This window comes from Klebsiella sp. WOUb02 (assembly GCF_050058015.1).
Lineage (GTDB): Bacteria > Pseudomonadota > Gammaproteobacteria > Enterobacterales > Enterobacteriaceae > Klebsiella.
On the sequence record NZ_CP170110.1, the window covers coordinates 520,349 to 538,162 of the forward strand.

General features: G+C 57.3%; 7 protein-coding genes and 8 pseudogenes. 8 read left to right on the forward strand and 7 right to left on the reverse strand.

Annotation, left to right across the window (positions count from 1 at the left end; translation table 11 throughout):
- Positions 1–5: 5 nt before the first annotated feature.
- Complete coding sequence (ruvB, locus tag ABOC21_RS09175; RefSeq protein WP_426814332.1) at positions 6–1,016, forward strand: Holliday junction branch migration DNA helicase RuvB; 1,011 nt, start codon at positions 6–8, stop codon at positions 1,014–1,016.
- A 50-nt stretch (positions 1,017–1,066) separates the two neighbouring features.
- On the opposite strand, the gene znuB is transcribed toward ruvB, so the two are convergent.
- Positions 1,067–1,852, reverse strand: coding sequence for a zinc ABC transporter permease subunit ZnuB (znuB, locus tag ABOC21_RS09180; protein ID WP_426814333.1), 786 nt, complete (start codon positions 1,850–1,852; stop codon positions 1,067–1,069).
- A pseudogene (gene znuC / locus ABOC21_RS09185) lies at positions 1,852–2,605 on the reverse strand (zinc ABC transporter ATP-binding protein ZnuC). Before znuC ends, znuB begins: the two are co-directional and overlap by 1 nt.
- A gap of 78 nt (positions 2,606–2,683) precedes the next feature.
- On the opposite strand from znuC, the gene znuA reads away from it, so the two are divergent.
- The 3 genes and pseudogenes from znuA (at position 2,684) to lpxM (ending at position 6,068) form a co-directional block, all read left to right on the forward strand.
- Positions 2,684–3,628 carry a zinc ABC transporter substrate-binding protein ZnuA gene (gene znuA, locus ABOC21_RS09190; protein WP_426814334.1) on the forward strand — a complete coding sequence of 315 codons (945 nt, stop codon included), beginning with the start codon at positions 2,684–2,686 and terminating at the stop codon, positions 3,626–3,628.
- Between the two features lie 15 nt (positions 3,629–3,643).
- A pseudogene (mepM, locus tag ABOC21_RS09195) lies at positions 3,644–4,965 on the forward strand (murein DD-endopeptidase MepM).
- Positions 4,966–5,093: 128 nt separating this feature from the next.
- Positions 5,094–6,068, forward strand: a complete 975-nt coding sequence (gene lpxM / locus ABOC21_RS09200) for a lauroyl-Kdo(2)-lipid IV(A) myristoyltransferase (protein WP_426814335.1) — start codon at positions 5,094–5,096, stop codon at positions 6,066–6,068.
- 51 nt (positions 6,069–6,119) lie between these two features.
- On the opposite strand, the gene dcuR is transcribed toward lpxM, so the two are convergent.
- The 3 genes and pseudogenes from dcuR to ABOC21_RS09215 form a co-directional block, all read right to left on the reverse strand.
- The gene (dcuR, locus tag ABOC21_RS09205) at positions 6,120–6,839 is read right to left on the reverse strand and encodes a two-component system response regulator DcuR (protein WP_426814336.1); all 720 of its coding nucleotides are present in this window, start codon (positions 6,837–6,839) and stop codon (positions 6,120–6,122) included.
- Between the two features lie 69 nt (positions 6,840–6,908).
- Positions 6,909–8,595, reverse strand: a pseudogene (locus ABOC21_RS09210) (NAD-dependent malic enzyme).
- A gap of 82 nt (positions 8,596–8,677) precedes the next feature.
- Positions 8,678–9,629, reverse strand: a pseudogene (locus ABOC21_RS09215) (AEC family transporter).
- 419 nt (positions 9,630–10,048) lie between these two features.
- On the opposite strand from ABOC21_RS09215, the pseudogene ABOC21_RS09220 reads away from it, so the two are divergent.
- Positions 10,049–11,384 (forward strand): annotated as a pseudogene (locus ABOC21_RS09220) (2-hydroxycarboxylate transporter family protein).
- A gap of 101 nt (positions 11,385–11,485) precedes the next feature.
- On the opposite strand, the pseudogene pyk reads toward ABOC21_RS09220, so the two are convergent.
- Positions 11,486–12,929 (reverse strand): annotated as a pseudogene (gene pyk, locus ABOC21_RS09225) (pyruvate kinase).
- A 125-nt stretch (positions 12,930–13,054) separates the two neighbouring features.
- Positions 13,055–13,959: pseudogene (locus tag ABOC21_RS09230) on the reverse strand (MurR/RpiR family transcriptional regulator).
- Positions 13,960–14,118: 159 nt separating this feature from the next.
- On the opposite strand from ABOC21_RS09230, the pseudogene ABOC21_RS09235 reads away from it, so the two are divergent.
- From ABOC21_RS09235 to edd, 3 genes and pseudogenes are all read left to right on the forward strand, one after another.
- Positions 14,119–14,277 (forward strand): annotated as a pseudogene (locus tag ABOC21_RS09235) (formate--tetrahydrofolate ligase).
- 1 nt (position 14,278) lies between these two features.
- Positions 14,279–15,754 (forward strand): glucose-6-phosphate dehydrogenase, encoded by a 1,476-nt coding sequence (gene zwf, locus ABOC21_RS09240; protein WP_426814337.1) that lies wholly within the window; start codon positions 14,279–14,281, stop codon positions 15,752–15,754.
- 220 nt (positions 15,755–15,974) lie between these two features.
- Positions 15,975–17,786: a phosphogluconate dehydratase gene (gene edd, locus ABOC21_RS09245; RefSeq protein WP_426814338.1), complete on the forward strand. Its 1,812-nt coding sequence runs from the start codon at positions 15,975–15,977 to the stop codon at positions 17,784–17,786.
- The last annotated feature ends 28 nt before the right edge of the window (positions 17,787–17,814 follow it).

Genomic DNA, 17,814 nt, shown 5'->3' on the forward strand with positions numbered 1-17,814 from the left:
AAGGGATGATTGAAGCAGACAGGCTGGTATCGGCGGACAGCAACGGGTTTGAAGAGTCGGTCGATCGCGCAATCCGTCCTAAATTACTGGCAGAGTACGTGGGCCAGCCGCAGGTGCGCTCGCAGATGGAGATCTTTATCCAGGCGGCTAAGCTGCGCGGAGACGCGCTCGATCATCTGCTGATCTTCGGCCCTCCGGGGCTGGGGAAAACCACGCTGGCCAACATCGTCGCCAATGAGATGGGCGTCAACCTGCGTACCACCTCCGGGCCGGTGCTGGAAAAAGCGGGCGATCTGGCGGCGATGCTGACCAACCTTGAACCCCACGACGTGCTGTTTATCGATGAAATTCACCGCCTTTCGCCGGTGGTGGAAGAGGTGCTCTATCCGGCGATGGAGGATTATCAGCTGGATATCATGATTGGTGAAGGACCCGCGGCGCGCTCGATAAAGATCGATCTGCCGCCCTTTACCCTGATTGGCGCGACCACGCGCGCCGGTTCGTTAACCTCGCCGCTGCGCGACCGTTTCGGCATCGTCCAGCGGCTGGAGTTTTACCAGATTGCCGATCTGCAGCACATTGTGAGCCGCAGCGCCCGCTACATGGGGCTGGAGATGAGCGAAGAGGGCGCGCTGGAAGTGGCGCGTCGCGCGCGGGGCACCCCGCGTATTGCCAACCGCCTGCTGCGGCGGGTGCGCGACTTTGCGGAGGTGCGTCACAACGGCAGCATCTCCCTCGACATTGCCGCCCAGGCGCTGGATATGCTTAACGTTGATGCCGAAGGTTTTGACTATATGGACCGCAAGCTGCTGCTGGCGGTGATCGATAAATTCTTCGGCGGCCCGGTGGGCCTGGATAATTTGGCGGCGGCGATCGGCGAAGAGCGTGAAACCATTGAGGACGTGCTGGAGCCGTATCTGATCCAGCAGGGGTTCCTGCAGCGCACGCCGCGGGGACGAATGGCGACGGTCCGCGCCTGGAACCACTTTGGCATCCAGCCGCCGGAAATGCCCTAGCCGGACGCGCCAGCCGGTGGCCCCGCGAAGGGCTACCGGCGCAAGAGGGTTCAGGCGGCCGCTTTCTTCATCATGCTGAAGACAAACAGCAGCGCGGCGCACAGCACCACCGACGGACCGGCCGGGGTATCGTACAGCGCCGAAAAGGTCAATCCCCCGGTTACCGCGATCGCGCCGATGCCAACGGCGATAGCCGCCATTTGCTCCGGCGTACGCGCAAAACGCCGCGCCGTGGCGGCGGGGATAATCAGCAACGAGGTGATGATCAGCGCCCCGACAAACTTCATCGCCACGCCGATGGTCAGCGCGGTGACCAGCATCAGCAGCAGCTTTACCCGCTGCAGCTTCACGCCGTCAACGAACGCCAGGTCCGGGCTGATCGTCATCGACAGCAGGTTGCGCCACTGCCAGAGCAAAATGGCCAGCACGAGCGCCACCCCGATGGCAATCGAGATCAGGTCCGTCGGCGTCACCGCCAGCAGATCGCCGAACAGGTAGGCCATCAGGTCGACGCGGACGTTCGACATCAGGCTGACCACCACCAGGCCCAGCGACAGCGCGCTGTGGGCCATAATCCCCAGCAGCGTATCGATGGCCAGGTGAGGGCGCTTCTCCAGCCATACCAGCCCGCCGGCCAGCAGCAGGGTGATGGCGATAACGGCGTAGAAGGGGTTGACGTTGAGCAGCAGGCCAAAAGCGACGCCGAGCAGCGAGGCGTGCGCCAAAGTATCGCCAAAATAGGACATCCGGCGCCAGACCACAAACGAGCCCAGCGGGCCGGCGGCGCAGGCGAGCATCACCCCGGCCAGCCAGCCGGGTAACAGTAGTTCAATCATCAGCGCTCATTTCCCCGACGCAGTACAATCCGCCCCTGCAGGTCGTGGCGGTGATTATGATGGTGGCGATAAATGCCCAGCTGTTCCGCGCCGCGCGGGCCGAACATCGAGATAAACTGCGGGTGCATGGAGACCACCTCCGGCGTGCCGGAGCAGCAGATATGCTGGTTCAGGCACAGGACTTCGTCGGTTTTCGCCATCACCAGGTGCAGGTCGTGGGAGACCATCAGCACCGAGCAGTTAAGCTCCTGACGCAGCTGGTTTATCAGGTCATACAGCGCCACCTGGCCGTTGACGTCGACGCCCTGCGTCGGCTCATCAAGCACCAGCAGACTGCGGCTGATTTAACAGCGCGCGGGCGAGCAGCACGCGCTGCGTTTCGCCCCCGGAGAGTTTCTGCATCGGGGCATCGATAAGGTGCCCGGCCTGGACGCGCTTCAGCGCGGGCAGGATATCCTGCTTACGCGTATCGGGGCGCAGGCGTAAAAAGCGGCTGACGGTGAGCGGCAGCGTGGCATCGAGGTGTAATTTTTGTGGGACATAGCCAATGCGCAGCTTTCCCTCGCGTTTGATAACGCCGTCAGTGGGTGCTACCAGCCCGAGAACGACCCGTACAAGCGTCGATTTACCGGCGCCGTTCGGGCCGAGCAGGGTCAAAATTTTGCCTGGTTTAAGCGTGAGCGAAATGTCAGACAGCACGCGTCGCTGGCCGAAGGCCACCGAGACGTTTTCCAAAGTTACAAGATTTGTCATGTCAAATTAAGGGTTGCACAAGCTAGTGAATGTTATAATATCACATCTTTCTCATTCATTACGATGATTAGACGCATTATGTTACATAAAAATACGCTTCTTTGCGCTGGACTTAGCGCCGCTTTTTTGTTCACCCTGGCGCCCGCGGCGAATGCCGCCGTGGTGACCTCAATGAAACCTCTTGGCTTTATCGCTTCCGCCATCGCTGACGGGGTCACCGACACCCAGGTGCTGCTGCCCGACGGCGCCTCCGAACACGACTATTCTCTGCGTCCATCCGACGCAAAACGCTTACAGAACGCAGACTTAGTGGTGTGGATCGGCCCGGAGATGGAGGCCTTTATGGATAAGTCAACGCAAAGCATTGCGCCAAACAAAAAGGTGACGATCGCCGAGCTTGACGGCGTGAAACCGCTGCTCATGAAAGGCGCCGATGACGACGATGACCATCACGACCATGACCACGCTGCGGGTGGAAAAAGTGACGACGATCACCATCACGGCGAATACAACATGCATCTGTGGTTATCCCCAGAGATAGCGCGGCTTTCGGCGGTTGCAATCCACGATAAATTATTGGAACTTATGCCGCAGAGTCGAGCCCGGCTTGACGCCAACCTGAAGGAGTTTGAGGCAAAATTGGCCTCGACCGATAAACAGGTGAGCCACGAGCTGGCACCGCTGCAAGGGAAAGGGTACTTCGTTTTTCATGATGCCTACGGCTACTTTGAAAAACACTACGGTCTGACATCGCTTGGTCATTTCACCGTCAATCCTGAAATTCAGCCTGGTGCGCAGCGTTTACACGAAATCAGAACACAGCTGGTTGAGCAAAAAGCGACCTGCGTTTTTGCTGAGCCACAGTTCAGGCCAGCCGTTATAGAAGCTGTTGCCAGAGGGACCTCCGTGCGCATGGGAACCCTCGATCCGCTGGGTATTGGAATTAAGCTGGGTAAAGAAAGTTACCCTCAGTTCCTGACCCAACTGGCGAACCAGTATTCGAGCTGCCTGAAAGGAGATTAACGAGGAAGTGAATACGTGCAACAGATAGCCCGCGCTGTCACTCAGGCATTTAACAATTTGCCGCGACCTCACCGCGTTATGCTGGGGTCGCTGAGCGTTCTAACCTTAGCGGTCGCCGTCTGGCGACCGTACATCTACCACCACGAATCAGCCCCTATTGTCAGAACGATTGAGCTGGAGAAAAGCGAAATACGTTCCCTGCTGCCGGAAGCCTCTGAACCTATCGATCAGGCCGCGCAGGAGGAAGAAGCCATCCCCCAGGACGAACTGGACGATAAGGCGGACGACGATTCAGGCGGTCACGAGTACGTCGTATCCACCGGCGATACCCTCAGCAGCATCCTCAATCAGTACGGTATCGAAATGGGCGATATCTCCCTTTTATCGACCGCTGATAAGGAGCTGCGCAACCTCAAAATTGGCCAGCAGACTCTCGTGGACCCTGACGGCGGATGGCGATCTGCAAAGCCTGACCTGGGAAATGTCCCGTCGCGAAACCCGTACCTATAACCGCGTAGGTAACGGCTTTAAGATGAGCAGCGAGCTGCAGAAAGGGGACTGGGTCAACAACGTGCTGAAAGGCACCGTTGGCGCCAGCTTCGTCTCCAGCGCGCGTAACGCGGGCCTCACCAGCGCTGAGGTCAGCGCGGTGATTAAGGCCATGCAGTGGCAGATGGACTTCCGCAAGCTGAAAAAGGGCGATGAGTTCTCGGTGCTGATGTCGCGCGAAATGCTTGACGGCAAGCGCGAGCAGAGCCAGACTGCTGGGCGTGCGCTTACGTTCGGACGGCAAGGATTACTATGCGATCCGTGCCGAAGACGGCAAGTTCTACGATCGCAACGGTACCGGTCTGGCGAAGGGCTTTATGCGCTTCCCGACCGCGCGCCAGTTCCGCGTGTCGTCCAACTTTAATCCGCGCCGTCTCAATCCGGTGACCGGGCGCGTTGCGCCACACCGCGGCGTAGACTTCGCGATGCCGCAGGGCACACCGGTGCTTTCCGTCGGCGACGGCGAGGTGGTGGTGGCCAAACGCAGCGGCGCGGCGGGGTATTACGTTGCCGTGCGCCATGGCCGTACCTACACCACCCGCTATATGCACCTGCGCAAGCTGCTGGTGAAACCGGGGCAGAAGGTGAAGCGCGGTGACCGCATTGCGCTGTCGGGAAATACCGGCCGTTCTACCGGGCCGCATCTGCATTATGAAGTATGGATTAACCAGCAGGCGGTAAACCCGCTGACGGCGAAACTGCCGCGTACGGAAGGGCTGAGCGGTTCCGACCGCACGGATTATCTGGCGCAGGTGAAAGAAGTGATGCCGCAGCTGCGCTTCGACTAACGTACTGTTAATAAAAGCCGGTGCCCGCGCGCGCCGGCTTTTTCTTTTGTACCTTCCCCTGGGCGTCGCTAAACTATAGCCTTAAGTATCTTCTTATCTTTATTCAGCACTATTTTTGCGGATCGGGCATGGAAACGAAAAAAAATAATATTGAGTTTATTCCAAAATTTGAGAAATCCTTCTTATTCCCGCGCTACTGGGGCGCGTGGCTGGGCGTTATTGCCTTTGCGGGGATTGCGCTGACGCCCCCGTCGTTCCGCGATCCGCTTCTCGGCAAGCTGGGGCGCTTTGTCGGCCGGCTGGCTAAAAGCTCGCGCCGCCGCGCGCAGATCAACCTGCTGTACTGTTTCCCGGAAAAGAGCGAGCAGGAGCGCGAAGCGATTGTTGACGAGATGTACGCTTCTGCGCCGCAGGCGATGGTGATGATGGCGGAACTTGGCCTGCGCGATCCGCAGCGCATTCTTTCCCGCGTCGACTGGCAGGGCAAAGAGATCATCGACGAGATGCTGCGTAATAACGAAAAGGTGATCTTCCTGGTGCCGCACGCCTGGGGCGTGGATATCCCGGCCATGCTGATGGCTTCCGGCGGACAAAAAATGGCTGCGATGTTCCATAATCAGGGAAATCCGGTATTTGATTACGTGTGGAATACCGTTCGTCGCCGCTTTGGCGGGCGCATGCACGCGCGCAATGATGGCATCAAGCCGTTTATTCAGTCGGTGCGTCAGGGCTACTGGGGCTACTACCTGCCCGATCAGGATCACGGCGCGGAGCACAGCGAGTTCGTCGATTTCTTCGCCACCTATAAAGCCACGCTGCCGGCGATCGGCCGCCTGATGAAGGTCTGCCGGGCGCGGGTGGTGCCGCTGTTCCCGGTCTACGATGGCACAACCCATCGTCTGACGGTGCTGGTGCGCCCGCCGATGGACGACCTGCTGGAGGCCGATGACAATACTATTGCCCGGCGGATGAACGAAGAGGTGGAAATTTTCGTCAAGCCCCACGCCGAGCAGTACACCTGGATCCTCAAGCTGCTGAAGACCCGCAAACCCGGGGAAATCGAACCCTATAAGCGCAAAGAGCTCTTTCCGAAGAAGAAATAGCGCCGCCTGGCGCCCAAGGTAACGATTATTTAGCCACTGCACGCCGGCGCGTCAGTGGCTAAATTGTTTGAGCAGCGAGTCATGTTCCACAATCAGCCGATAGCGGTACTCTGGCCTCCCCGTGGCGCCGTAGTGGTTGCTCATGTGCAAAATATCGATCTGCGCCAGCCAGAGCAGATATTTGCGACAGGAGACCCGGGAGATATCCAGCTGTGCTGCCAGCTCATTGGTTGAAAACTCGGCGTCAGGATGATCGCCTATCCAGCGACACACCGTGCGCAGCGTTTCGGCGGTCAGCCCCTTTGGCAATCGGCGGCTCTCCGCGTGCTGCCGCGCGGCGCGATTGAGCAGATCGTCAATATCCGACTGTTGGTAGCAGGAGATGGCGCGGCGCAGGCTGCGCTTGTGGCTCCAGGCGGTCAGCGCTTCTTCAAAGCGGGAAAACTGAAAGGGCTTGATCAGGTAATCTACCACGCCGTAGCCTATAGCGCTCTGCACGGTGGCCGCGTCGGCGGCGGAGGTGATCATAATGACGTCGATATCGTGCTCTTCCCGGCGCAGCGTCGGCAGCAGGTCCAGGCCGTTTTCCTTATGCATGTAAACATCGAGCAGGATCAGGTCAATGCCCTGCGGCCGTTCGCTGATGATATGCCGCGCTTCGCCGAGGGTCGGGGCGATGCCGCAGCAGCAAAAGCCGGCAAGCCGGCTGAGAAACAGGCGGTTTAGCTCAGCGACCATCGGATCGTCATCGATAATCAGGACATTTATCACGCAGGCCTCCTCTAAGGCCGGGAAGCCATCTGCTTCCCGGACATCACATTACCAGCCGGAGCCGTTTTTTCAGAACGATGAGCGCTTATAGGCGGTGTAGCGCGACTGCCAGTAGGTTTGTTCGATGCGGGCAATCAGCTGCTCTTCGCTTAGCTGCGGCGCCACGCCCTCCTGCTGTGCGACCTTCGCGATAGCCAGGGCAATGGCGCGCGATATCGTTTCGATCTCCGCCACCGGCGGCAGCAGTCCGCCGCTTTCCGCCGCAGCCAGCGGGGAGTGGGCGGCCAGGGTGCGGCTGGCGGCGGTGAGCATCTTTTCCGTTATCCGCTCTACCCTGCCGGCCAGCACGCCGAGTCCGAGGCCGGGGAAGATATAGGCGTTATTGCACTGGGCAATATCGTAGGTTTTTCCGGCGTAAACCACCGGGGCGAAAGGGCTGCCGGTGGCGACCAGCGCCGCCCCCTGGGTCCAGGCGATCAGATCCGCAGGCTGGGCCTCGGCGCGAGAGGTTGGGTTCGAAAGCGGCATGATAATCGGGCGGGCGCAGTGCCGATGCATCTCTTTGACAATCTCTTCGCTGAACAGACCGGGCTGCCCTGAAACGCCGATCATTACCGTCGGATGCGCGTGACGCACAACGTCAAGTAGCGAGACGGGTCCGGTGCCGACGTCCCAGTGGGCAATGCTGTGCCGGGAGGTGACCAGCTTTTGCTGGAAATCGAGCAGCTCGGGGAGCGCGTCCGTCAGCAGGCCGCAGCGGTCGACCATAAACACCCGGCCGCGGGCCTCGCGCTCGGACAGTCCATCATCAACCATCATCGCGACGATCTTTTCCGCAATCCCGCAGCCGGCGGAGCCGCTGCCTAAGAACACCACGCGCTGATCGCATAAGCGGCTGCCGGCCGCCTGAGCGGCGGCGATGATGGTACCCGTCGTCACGGCGGCAGTGCCCTGAATATCATCGTTAAAGCAGCACAGCCGATCGCGATAGCGCTGCAGGAGGCGGGTGGCGTTCTTTTGGGCAAAATCTTCGAACTGCAGCAGCACCTCAGGCCAGCGGCGCTTCACCGCCTCAATAAACATATCCATAAACTCAAGGTAGCTATCGTCGTCGATGCGCGGATGGCGCCAGCCCATATACAGCGGATTATCGAGCAGACTGCGCGTTGTTGGTGCCGACGTCAAGCATGATCGGCAGGGTAGAGGCCGGATGAATGCCGCCGCAGGCGGTATAGAGCGAGAGTTTGCCAATCGGGATCCCCATCCCGCCGACGCCCTGGTCGCCGAGGCCGAGAATGCGCTCGCCGTCGGTGACCACGATGACCCGGATATCGTTGCGCGAGAAGCTCTGCAGCATCTCATCAATTTGGTGGCGGTCCGGCCATGAGATAAACAGGCCCCTGGCGCGACGATAAATTTCCGAAAAGTGTTCGCAGGCCTCGCCAACCGTCGGCGTATAGACGATAGGCAGGGTTTCAGTCATATGCGTGCGCAGAACGTTATAAAATAAGGTCTCGTTAGTATCCTGGATATTGCGTAAATAAATATGGCGAGAAATATCGCGTTTAAACTGGCAAAACTGTTCCCAGGCTCTTGCCGTTTGCTCCGCAATCGTTTCCACCTTTTGCGGCAGAAAGCCGTGCAGGCCAAAGGCATCGCGCTCGCCGTCAGTAAATGCCAGCCCTTTATTGAGTAACGGGTTTTCCAGTAATACGGAACCGTTATAGGGAGTGTAAATCGTGTCCTGGTTTAACATGGGTAACTCCTGAATATGTATGATGCAAAATACCGTGCAATATTGCTAACTAATTAATAGCGCGCTGCCGTCGGGGCATAATTTATGAAATAAAATAGATCATTAAGCCTTCCGTCAGCACGCCGAGTGCGGTGCCGATTAAAATCGATGAGGATGCTGATTCAATATACGTATCGCTGCGCAGGGCAAACATTCCGGCGGCAATAGCGGACGGGGTGGCGCCGATAATAATAACCTGCTGCATTAGGCTATGGCTCAGGCCCAGCGCCAGACCGGCCGCCGCCATCATTCCCGGTTGGATTAGATTTTTAATTCCGATATTAGTAAACACCTGACGATTTAACGCCGGACGTTCGCCATAAAATAGCAGGCCGAGGGCAAACAGGGAGAGGCCGCCGGCAATTTTACCGACCATTTCAATCGGGGCGCTCAGGAGGTGCGGCAGCTTTATTCCGGCAAGGCTTAACAGAACGCCTAATATTGGGATCCAGACAATCGGGTTTCTGACCGCCTTCATCAGGTTTTGCCATATCAGCATGGCGGGGTTGAGCTGCGGCTCCTGCGCCCCGGCGTTTTTATCGCCGAGGCGAATGAGGATAATCGTCAGCGGAATCATAAATACGCTGGTGATGAGGTTGCCGATCAGTACGCCGAGAAATCCCTCCGGCCCGACAAGGACCGCCAGCACCGGCGCGCCAAAATAGGCCATGTCGGGAAACGAGCAGACCAGCGACTGGATCGCGCTGGTCTTGATATCGTGGCGGAAAACGTAGCGTGAAAGCAGCAAGCAGGGTCAGAAAATAAGAGCCCATCAGGCCAATAACCAGTACCGCCATGAAGGTGAAGTTTTTAATTTTATCCGGGTTGGTGTTTAAGGCGCCAATAAAGAGATGAAACGGCAGGGCGAAGCGAATAACCACGGTAGCTAAAACCGTGGCATCTTCACGACGAGTATAGCCAAGCTTACCGCTGATCCATCCGAGCAGCATGATAAATACCAGCGGGAACAGTGATTCTAATAATAGTGAGGGCATAGGGTATCCTGATAAAGTATGGTCTGCGACTACTGTTTTTTAAATCTAACAATCCCGCGCGTGCCGCAGGGTGATAGAAATCACAGTCTGTTTTGTTTAAATACTTTTACGCCGAGGACTTTACTTACAAATATAGGCGGAAGGTAACCTGATGTTTTCATTGAGGGCGATTAAAAATCCCTGGGTCGATAATTTTAATTACAAAATGCCGACTTAAATTACTTAAATTTGAGATTCAAGGTCAATCACAAAAGCATCATTAGAAATGGCGCATGGCTTTTTTATGCCCGACGGCTGTGCTACTTTTTTTCAGGTTCAATGTGCTCGATGTACTATTTTATTCTCGATTTTACTCTGGTTGAATAACATTATTGTTATTTATGCCCCTGCCTGGCTATTTATAAAAAATAAGGTGCAAGATGGAAAATAATTCACTAAATCATCCTGTTGATAATTCACTACCTGCCCGACCCGCGCTCAGAATGCTGGGGAGTGCGGAAGTGGGATCCGTTCCGCTGGTGCTGTTTGTCGGTATTGCGATCGTTGTGGCCGTTGCCGCCTACGCCAGCATATTGCCAAAAAATATGATCGGCGGCCTGGCGGTGATTATGACCCTGGGCTTTGCGTTTGCCAAAATTGGCCGCATGGTCCCGGTACTGAAGGATATCGGCGGCCCGGCGATACTGTGCCTGATGGTGCCCTCCGCGCTGGTCTACTTTGAAATGTTTGCCCCGCATACCCTGGCGACGGTGCATCTGTTGATGAAAGAAGCCAATCTGCTGTATTTCGTTATTGCCTGTCTGGTGGTGGGCAGTATCCTGGGGATGAATCGGGTGATTCTGATTCAGGGGATGGTCAGAATGTTTGTCCCGCTGGTTATCGGGACCTTTGCCGCCATCCTTACCGGCCTGCTGGTGGGCACGCTGTTCGGCTACAGCCTGTACCACACCTTCTTCTTTATTATCGTTCCGATTATTGGCGGAGGGATCGGCGAGGGCATTCTCCCGCTTTCGCTGGCCTATTCAGCGATCCTCGGGCAAACCCCCGACGTCTACGTTGCGCAGCTGGCCCCGGCGGCGGTCGTCGGCAATATCTTTGCGATTATCTGCGCCGGGGTGCTGGCGAGAGTTGGCGCTCGTCGCCCCGCGCTGTCCGGAAATGGAATGTTGATCCGCAGCCGTGAAGATAACAGCGTCTTCACGCAAACTCAGGGCCCGCAGCAAACGGACTTTCAGACTGATGGGCGGCGGGCTGCTGATGATTTGCGCCTTTTTCATCGTCGGCGGGCTGTTGGAGCAGGTGGTGCATATTCCCGGTCCGGTACTGATGATCCTCGCCGCCGTCATTTGCAAATACACCAAAGCGATCCCGGCGGCGATGGAAGTGGGGGCCTACAGCTGCTACAAATTTGTCTCCGCGGCGCTGGTATGGCCGCTGATGATCGGGCTTGGGATGCTGTACGTGCCGCTGGAAAGTGTGGTGGCGGTATTCTCCGTCGGCTACGTCGTGGTCTGCGGGTCGATTGTTATCGCCATGGCGCTGAGCGGATTCTTTATCGCTTCGCGTCTCAATATGTATCCGGTGGAAGCGGCGATCGTTACCAGCTGCCATAGCGGCCTCGGCGGTACCGGAGACGTTGCGATTCTGTCGGCCTCCAACCGCATGTCGCTGATGCCCTTTGCGCAGATTGCGACCCGTATCGGCGGGGCGTCGACGGTGATTGCCGCCGCGCTGCTGATGAACTGGGTGGTGTGATGCTCTGGCCGGCGAGCGCCAGCCGCAGAGCCGGGATAAAAAAATACCTGCCGATTTTACGTCGGCAGGTAGGTAATACGCGGGGTCCGTTGCGCGATGGCTTATTCGACGGTCAGGATACGCGTGGTGTTGGTGCTACCGATGGTGCTCATCACGTCGCCCTGGGTAACGATAACGAGGTCGCCGGAGACCAGATAGCCTTTGTCGCGCAGCAGGTTTACCGCATCGTGAGCGGCGGCAACGCCATCGTTGGTGCTGTCAAAATAAACCGGCGTCACGCCGCGGTACAGCGCGGTCAGGTTGAGGGTGCGCTCATGGCGAGAGAGGGCAAAAATCGGCAGTCCCGAGCTGATACGCGAGGTCATCAGCGCCGTGCGGCCGGACTCGGTCATGGTGATGATAGCGGTGACGCCTTTCAGGTGGTTCGCGGCATACATCGCCGACATGGCAATCGCTTCTTCCACGTTGTCGAACTGGATGTCCAGGCGGTGTTTGGAAACGTTGAGGCTCGGGATTTTTTCCGCGCCGAGGCAGACGCGGGCCATGGCGGCAACGGTTTCAGACGGATACTGGCCGGCTGCGGTTTCAGCCGAAAGCATCACCGCATCGGTGCCGTCCAGCACGGCGTTGGCCACGTCCATCACTTCCGCACGAGTCGGCATCGGGTTGGTGATCATCGACTCCATCATCTGGGTGGCGGTGATCACCGAGCGGTTGAGCTGACGGGCGCGGCGGATCAGCGCCTTCTGAATACCGACCAGCTCCGGATCGCCGATCTCGACGCCCAGATCGCCACGGGCAACCATCACCACGTCGGAGGCGAGAATAACGTCGTCCATCGCGTCCTGATCGCAAACGGCTTCCGCGCGCTCCACTTTTGCCACGATCTTCGCGTCGCAGCCCGCTTCACGCGCCAGGCGGCGAGCGTAGTTCAGATCTTCCCCGCAGCGCGGGAAGGAGACGGCCAGATAATCGACGCCAATTTTGGCCGCGGTGATGATATCGGCTTTGTCTTTTTCGGTCAGCGCTTCGGCGGAGAGGCCGCCGCCCAGCTTGTTGATACCCTTATTGTTGGACAGCGGTCCGCCGACGGTGACTTCGGTGAACACTTTCATGCCCTGAACTTCCAGCACTTTCAGACTGAACGCGGCCATCATCAAGCAGCAGGATATCGCCGGGCACCACGTCCGCCGGCAGCCCTTTATAGTCAATACCGACTTTTTCTTTATCGCCTTCGCCTTTGCTCAGCTCCGCGTCCAGCAGGAATTTATCGCCGATATTGAGGAAAATTTTGCCTTCCTTGAAGGTCGAAACGCGAATTTTCGGCCCCTGCAGGTCGCCGAGGATAGCCACGTGACGGCCCAGCCTGGCCGCGATTACGCGGACTTTATCCGCGCGAGTCTGATGATCTTCCGGGGTACCGTGAGAGAAGTTCATACGTACGACGTTAGCGCCTGCGGCGATAACCTTTTCCAGGTTGTTATCGCGGTCGGTTGCCGGGCCTAAGGTGGTAACGATTTTGGTTCTGCGAAGCCTTCTGGACATGTAATACTCCGTTGACTGAAACAACTTTGGTGTTGCGTGAACATGGAATCGGTCGTTTCGGCCGGTAAAGTTGCTATGCTGAAACGTAACCGAAGGTGTAATGGGTTGCTACTTATTATCAGGTTTTATAGGTTATCGCTGTGTACGGGCAGTTCTTTATCAAAACGCGATTCTTTCAACGCTTCCTTGACCCTCTTCAAGTTATCTCTGAATTTTGCGCCGCGGCGCAGGGTAAAGCCGGTAGCCAGCACGTCGATGAGGGTCAGCTGGGCGAGGCGCGAAACCATCGGCATATAAATATCGGTATCTTCGGGAACATCAAGCGTAATGGAGAGCGTTGCTTCGCGAGCCAGCGGCGTTCCCGCCGAGGTGATCGCGATAACCATGGCATCGTTTTCACGGGCCAGCTGCGCCAGTTCAACCTGACTTTTCGTTCTGCCGGTATGGGAGATTATCACCACCACGTCATCATCATTGCAGTTCATACAGCTCATGCGTTGCAGGACAATGTCATCGGAGTAGATAACCGGCACGTTAAAGCGAAAAAATTTATTCATCGCATCGTGGGCAACGGCGGCCGAGGAGCCGAGGCCAAAGAAGGCGATTTTTTTCGCCTGGGTTAAAAGATCGACGGCGCGATTAACCGCGGACATGTCGAGAGAATGATGGACCTGGTCTAAACTGGCCATCGCGGACTCGAAAATTTTCCCGGTGTAGGCCTCTACGCTGTCGTCTTCATCGACATTGCGGTTAACATAGAGGGTGCCGTGGGCCAGACTTTGCGCCAGATGCAGTTTAAAATCAGGGAAGCCTCGGGTTTCAAGACTCCGGCAAAAGCGGTTGACGGTAGGTTCGCTGACGCCAGCTTCCAGGGCGAGTGCGGCAATGCTTGAGTGGATGGCCTGCGCGGGCTCCGCAAGAATGACCTCGGCCACTTTGCGTTCGGATTTGCTAAGGTTTTCCAGCCGGGACTGAATTTTTTCCAGCATATTCATGGTAACAAGGCGCTCATCAATGGAAGCGATTTCATTAATGGGTGAAATCATCAGGCGTTTTAGCAAGAATATACCCCTCCGCCATCGTCAGCGGGGAGGAATGACCTAAAAAAATGTTGTTTTTTTTCATTACATGATCAGAGTCGTATTTTACTGACTGATAACCGGTCGAAACAACGAACAATATTAGCCGTCTGCCCAAATTGTCGCCTGAAGTTTTCTCCTCGTGCGGTTTAGCGCCAGGAAAGGGGGCCGAGGCTTTCGGGAAAATCGTAAACACAGTACAGTGCAGTGTAAGAAAATTACAAATTATAGCCTGGCATAAGCACCAGACTATCAACCGAGGAGAATGACATGGCGGTAACGCAAACGGCTCAGGCATGCGATCTGGTCATCTTCGGCGCGAAGGGTGACCTGGCGCGTCGTAAATTGTTGCCTTCCCTGTATCAGCTTGAGAAGGCTGGCCAGATCAGCCCGGATACCCGCATTATCGGGGTCGGACGCGCTGACTGGGATAAAGATGCTTACACCAGGGTAGTTCGTGAAGCGCTGGAAACCTTCATGAAGGAAAAGATTGATGAAGCGCTGTGGGACACCCTGAGCGGGCGCCTGGAGTTCTGCAATCTTGATGTTAACGACACCAAAGCGTTTACCCGTCTGGGCAAAATGCTCGATCAGAAAAACCGCGTCACCATCAACTATTTTGCTATGCCGCCCAGCACCTTTGGCGCTATCTGCAAAGGCCTTGGCGAAGCGAAGCTGAACGCCAAGCCGGCGCGCGTGGTGATGGAAAAGCCGTTGGGAACCTCGCTCGACACCTCCCGCGAGATCAACGACCAGGTCGGCGAGTTCTTTGAAGAGTGCCAGGTCTATCGTATCGACCACTACCTCGGTAAAGAAACGGTCCTCAACCTGCTGGCGCTGCGCTTCGCCAACTCCCTGTTCGTCAACAACTGGGACTGCCGCACCATCGATCACGTGGAGATCACCGTCGCGGAAGAGGTGGGCATTGAAGGCCGCTGGGGCTACTTTGATCAGGCCGGGCAGATGCGCGACATGATCCAGAACCATCTGCTGCAGATTCTGTGCATGATCGCCATGTCCCCGCCGTCGGACCTCAGCGCCGATAGCATCCGCGATGAGAAAGTTAAGGTCCTGAAGTCGCTGCGTCGTATCGATCGCGCCAACGTGCGTGAGAAAACGGTACGCGGCCAGTACACCGCGGGCTTTGCGCAAGGTAAAAAAGTGCCGGGCTACCTCGAAGAAGAGGGGGCTAACAAATCCAGCAATACCGAAACCTTCGTAGCGATCCGCGTGGATATCGACAACTGGCGCTGGGCCGGCGTGCCGTTCTACCTGCGTACCGGTAAACGTCTGCCGACCAAATGCTCCGAAGTCGTGGTGTACTTCAAGACGCCGGAGCTGAACCTGTTCAAAGAGAACTGGCAGGAGCTGCCGCAGAACAAGCTGACCATTCGCCTGCAGCCGGATGAAGGCGTCGATATCCAGGTGCTGAACAAAGTGCCGGGCCTTGACCACAAGCACAATCTGCAGATCACCAAGCTGGATCTGAGCTATTCGGAAACCTTCAATCAAACGCACCTCGCCGACGCCTACGAGCGCCTGCTGCTGGAAACCATGCGCGGGATCCAGGCGCTGTTCGTGCGCCGCGATGAGGTGGAAGAGGCGTGGAAGTGGGTTGACTCCATTACCGAAGCCTGGGCCGCCGACCGCGACGCGCCGAAGCCCTATCAGGCGGGGACCTGGGGACCGGTTGCCTCGGTGGCGATGATCACCCGCGACGGTCGTTCATGGAACGAATTCGAGTAAGCGTTCGTTATCCGGAGTAGTTATTTTACCGGTAACATGATCTGGCGCAGAAAGCCGCATAATTTTTAATCTTTTAAGCTCCGGGAGGATTCACCCCCGGAGCTTTTTTTATTACACTGCCGGCAGATATTTTGCCTCTGAGCTGCAGCGTTGGCGCCTTTTACCTCTTTTGACAGCGTAAAAATGCCGCGGCTGGACAGATAAATTTTTAGGAGCCTTTATGAATTCGACAATGTTACGGGTAACAAATCGCATTATCGAACGGTCGCGAGACGTCCGTACTGCCTACCTCGCACGGATTAATCAAGCCAAAACCGATACCGTGCATCGCGCCCAGCTGGCGTGCGGTAACCTGGCCCACGGTTTTGCGGCCTGTCAGTCGGATGATAAAGCCTCGCTGAAGAGCATGCTGCGTAACAACATTGCCATCATCACCTCCTATAACGACATGCTGTCCGCGCACCAGCCCTATGAGTCCTATCCGGAAATTATCCGCAAGGCGCTGCATTCGGTGAATGCGGTAGGGCAGGTTGCCGGCGGCGTGCCGGCGATGTGCGATGGGGTCACCCAGGGGCAGGACGGAATGGAGCTTTCGCTGCTGAGCCGCGAAGTGATTGCCATGTCTACGGCCATCGGCCTGTCGCACAATATGTTCGACGGCGCGCTGTACCTTGGCGTTTGCGACAAAATCGTCCCCGGCCTGACGATGGCCGCGCTCTCCTTTGGTCATCTGCCGTCGGTATTCATTCCGTCTGGCCCGATGGCCAGCGGCCTGGCGAACAAAGAGAAAGTGCGTATTCGCCAGCTGTACGCCGAAGGTAAGGTTGATCGAATGGCGCTGCTGGAGTCGGAAGCCGCCTCTTACCACGCGCCGGGCACCTGTACGTTCTACGGCACGGCTAACACCAACCAGATGGTGGTGGAGTTTATGGGCATGCAGCTCCCGGGCTCCTCTTTCGTGCATCCGGATGCCGAGCTGCGCACAGCGTTGACCGCCGCCGCCGCGCGTCAGGTTACCCGCATGACCGGCAACGGCAACGAGTGGATGCCGCTGGGCAAAATGTTCGATGAGAAAGTGGTGGTTAACGGCATCGTGGCGCTGCTGGCAACCGGCGGCTCGACTAACCATACGATGCACCTGGTGGCAATGGCGCGCGCCGCGGGCATCATCATCAACTGGGATGACTTCTCCGAGCTCTCGGACGTGGTGCCGCTGCTGGCGCGCCTCTATCCGAACGGTCCGGCGGATATCAACCACTTCCAGGCGGCTGGTGGCGTGCCGGTGCTGATCCGCGAACTGCTGAAAGGCGGGCTGCTGCACGAAGATGTCAATACCGTAGCCGGCTTCGGGCTTGCGCATTACACCATGGAGCCATGGTTGAACAACGGCCAGCTGGACTGGCGTGAAGGGGCAAGCGCGCCGCTCGACGACCAGGTCATCGCGACTTTCGACAAGCCGTTCTCTCGCCACGGCGGCACCAAAGTCCTGAGCGGCAACCTTGGCCGCGCGGTGATGAAAACCTCGGCGGTGCCGGTGGAAAACCAGGTTATCGAAGCGCCGGCGGTTATTTTTGAAAGCCAGCACGACGTGCTGCCCGCTTTCGAAGCCGGGATGTTGGACAAAGATTGCGTGGTGGTGGTGCGTCATCAGGGACCAAAAGCGAACGGCATGCCAGAATTACATAAACTTATGCCGCCTCTTGGTGTATTATTGGACCGCCGTTTCAAAATAGCGCTAGTCACCGATGGTCGACTCTCTGGCGCATCCGGCAAAGTGCCGTCAGCGATCCACGTCACGCCTGAAGCCTACGACGGCGGGCTGCTGGCGAAGGTCCGCGACGGCGATATCATCCGCGTCAACGGCCAGACCGGCGAGCTGACGCTGCTGGTGGACGATGGCGAACTGGCCGCGCGGCAGCCGCATATTCCTGACCTGAGCGGTTCGCGAGTCGGGAGCGGTCGTGAAATGTTCTCTGCGCTGCGTGAGAAGCTCTCCGGAGCCGAACAGGGCGCAACCTGCATCACTTTTTAAGACTATACAATTTGTAGATCTGGCGAGA

Excerpts from the sequence above, each read along its gene's own strand:
- edd (WP_426814338.1), top strand. The coding sequence starts at position 15,975 with ATGAATTCGACAATGTTACGGGTAACAAATCGCATTATCGAACGGTCG.
- zwf (WP_426814337.1), top strand. The coding sequence starts at position 14,279 with ATGGCGGTAACGCAAACGGCTCAGGCATGCGATCTGGTCATCTTCGGC.
- lpxM (WP_426814335.1), top strand. The coding sequence starts at position 5,094 with ATGGAAACGAAAAAAAATAATATTGAGTTTATTCCAAAATTTGAGAAA.
- znuB (WP_426814333.1), bottom strand. The coding sequence starts at position 1,852 with ATGATTGAACTACTGTTACCCGGCTGGCTGGCCGGGGTGATGCTCGCC.
- znuA (WP_426814334.1), top strand. The coding sequence starts at position 2,684 with ATGTTACATAAAAATACGCTTCTTTGCGCTGGACTTAGCGCCGCTTTT.
- ruvB (WP_426814332.1), top strand. The coding sequence starts at position 6 with ATGATTGAAGCAGACAGGCTGGTATCGGCGGACAGCAACGGGTTTGAA.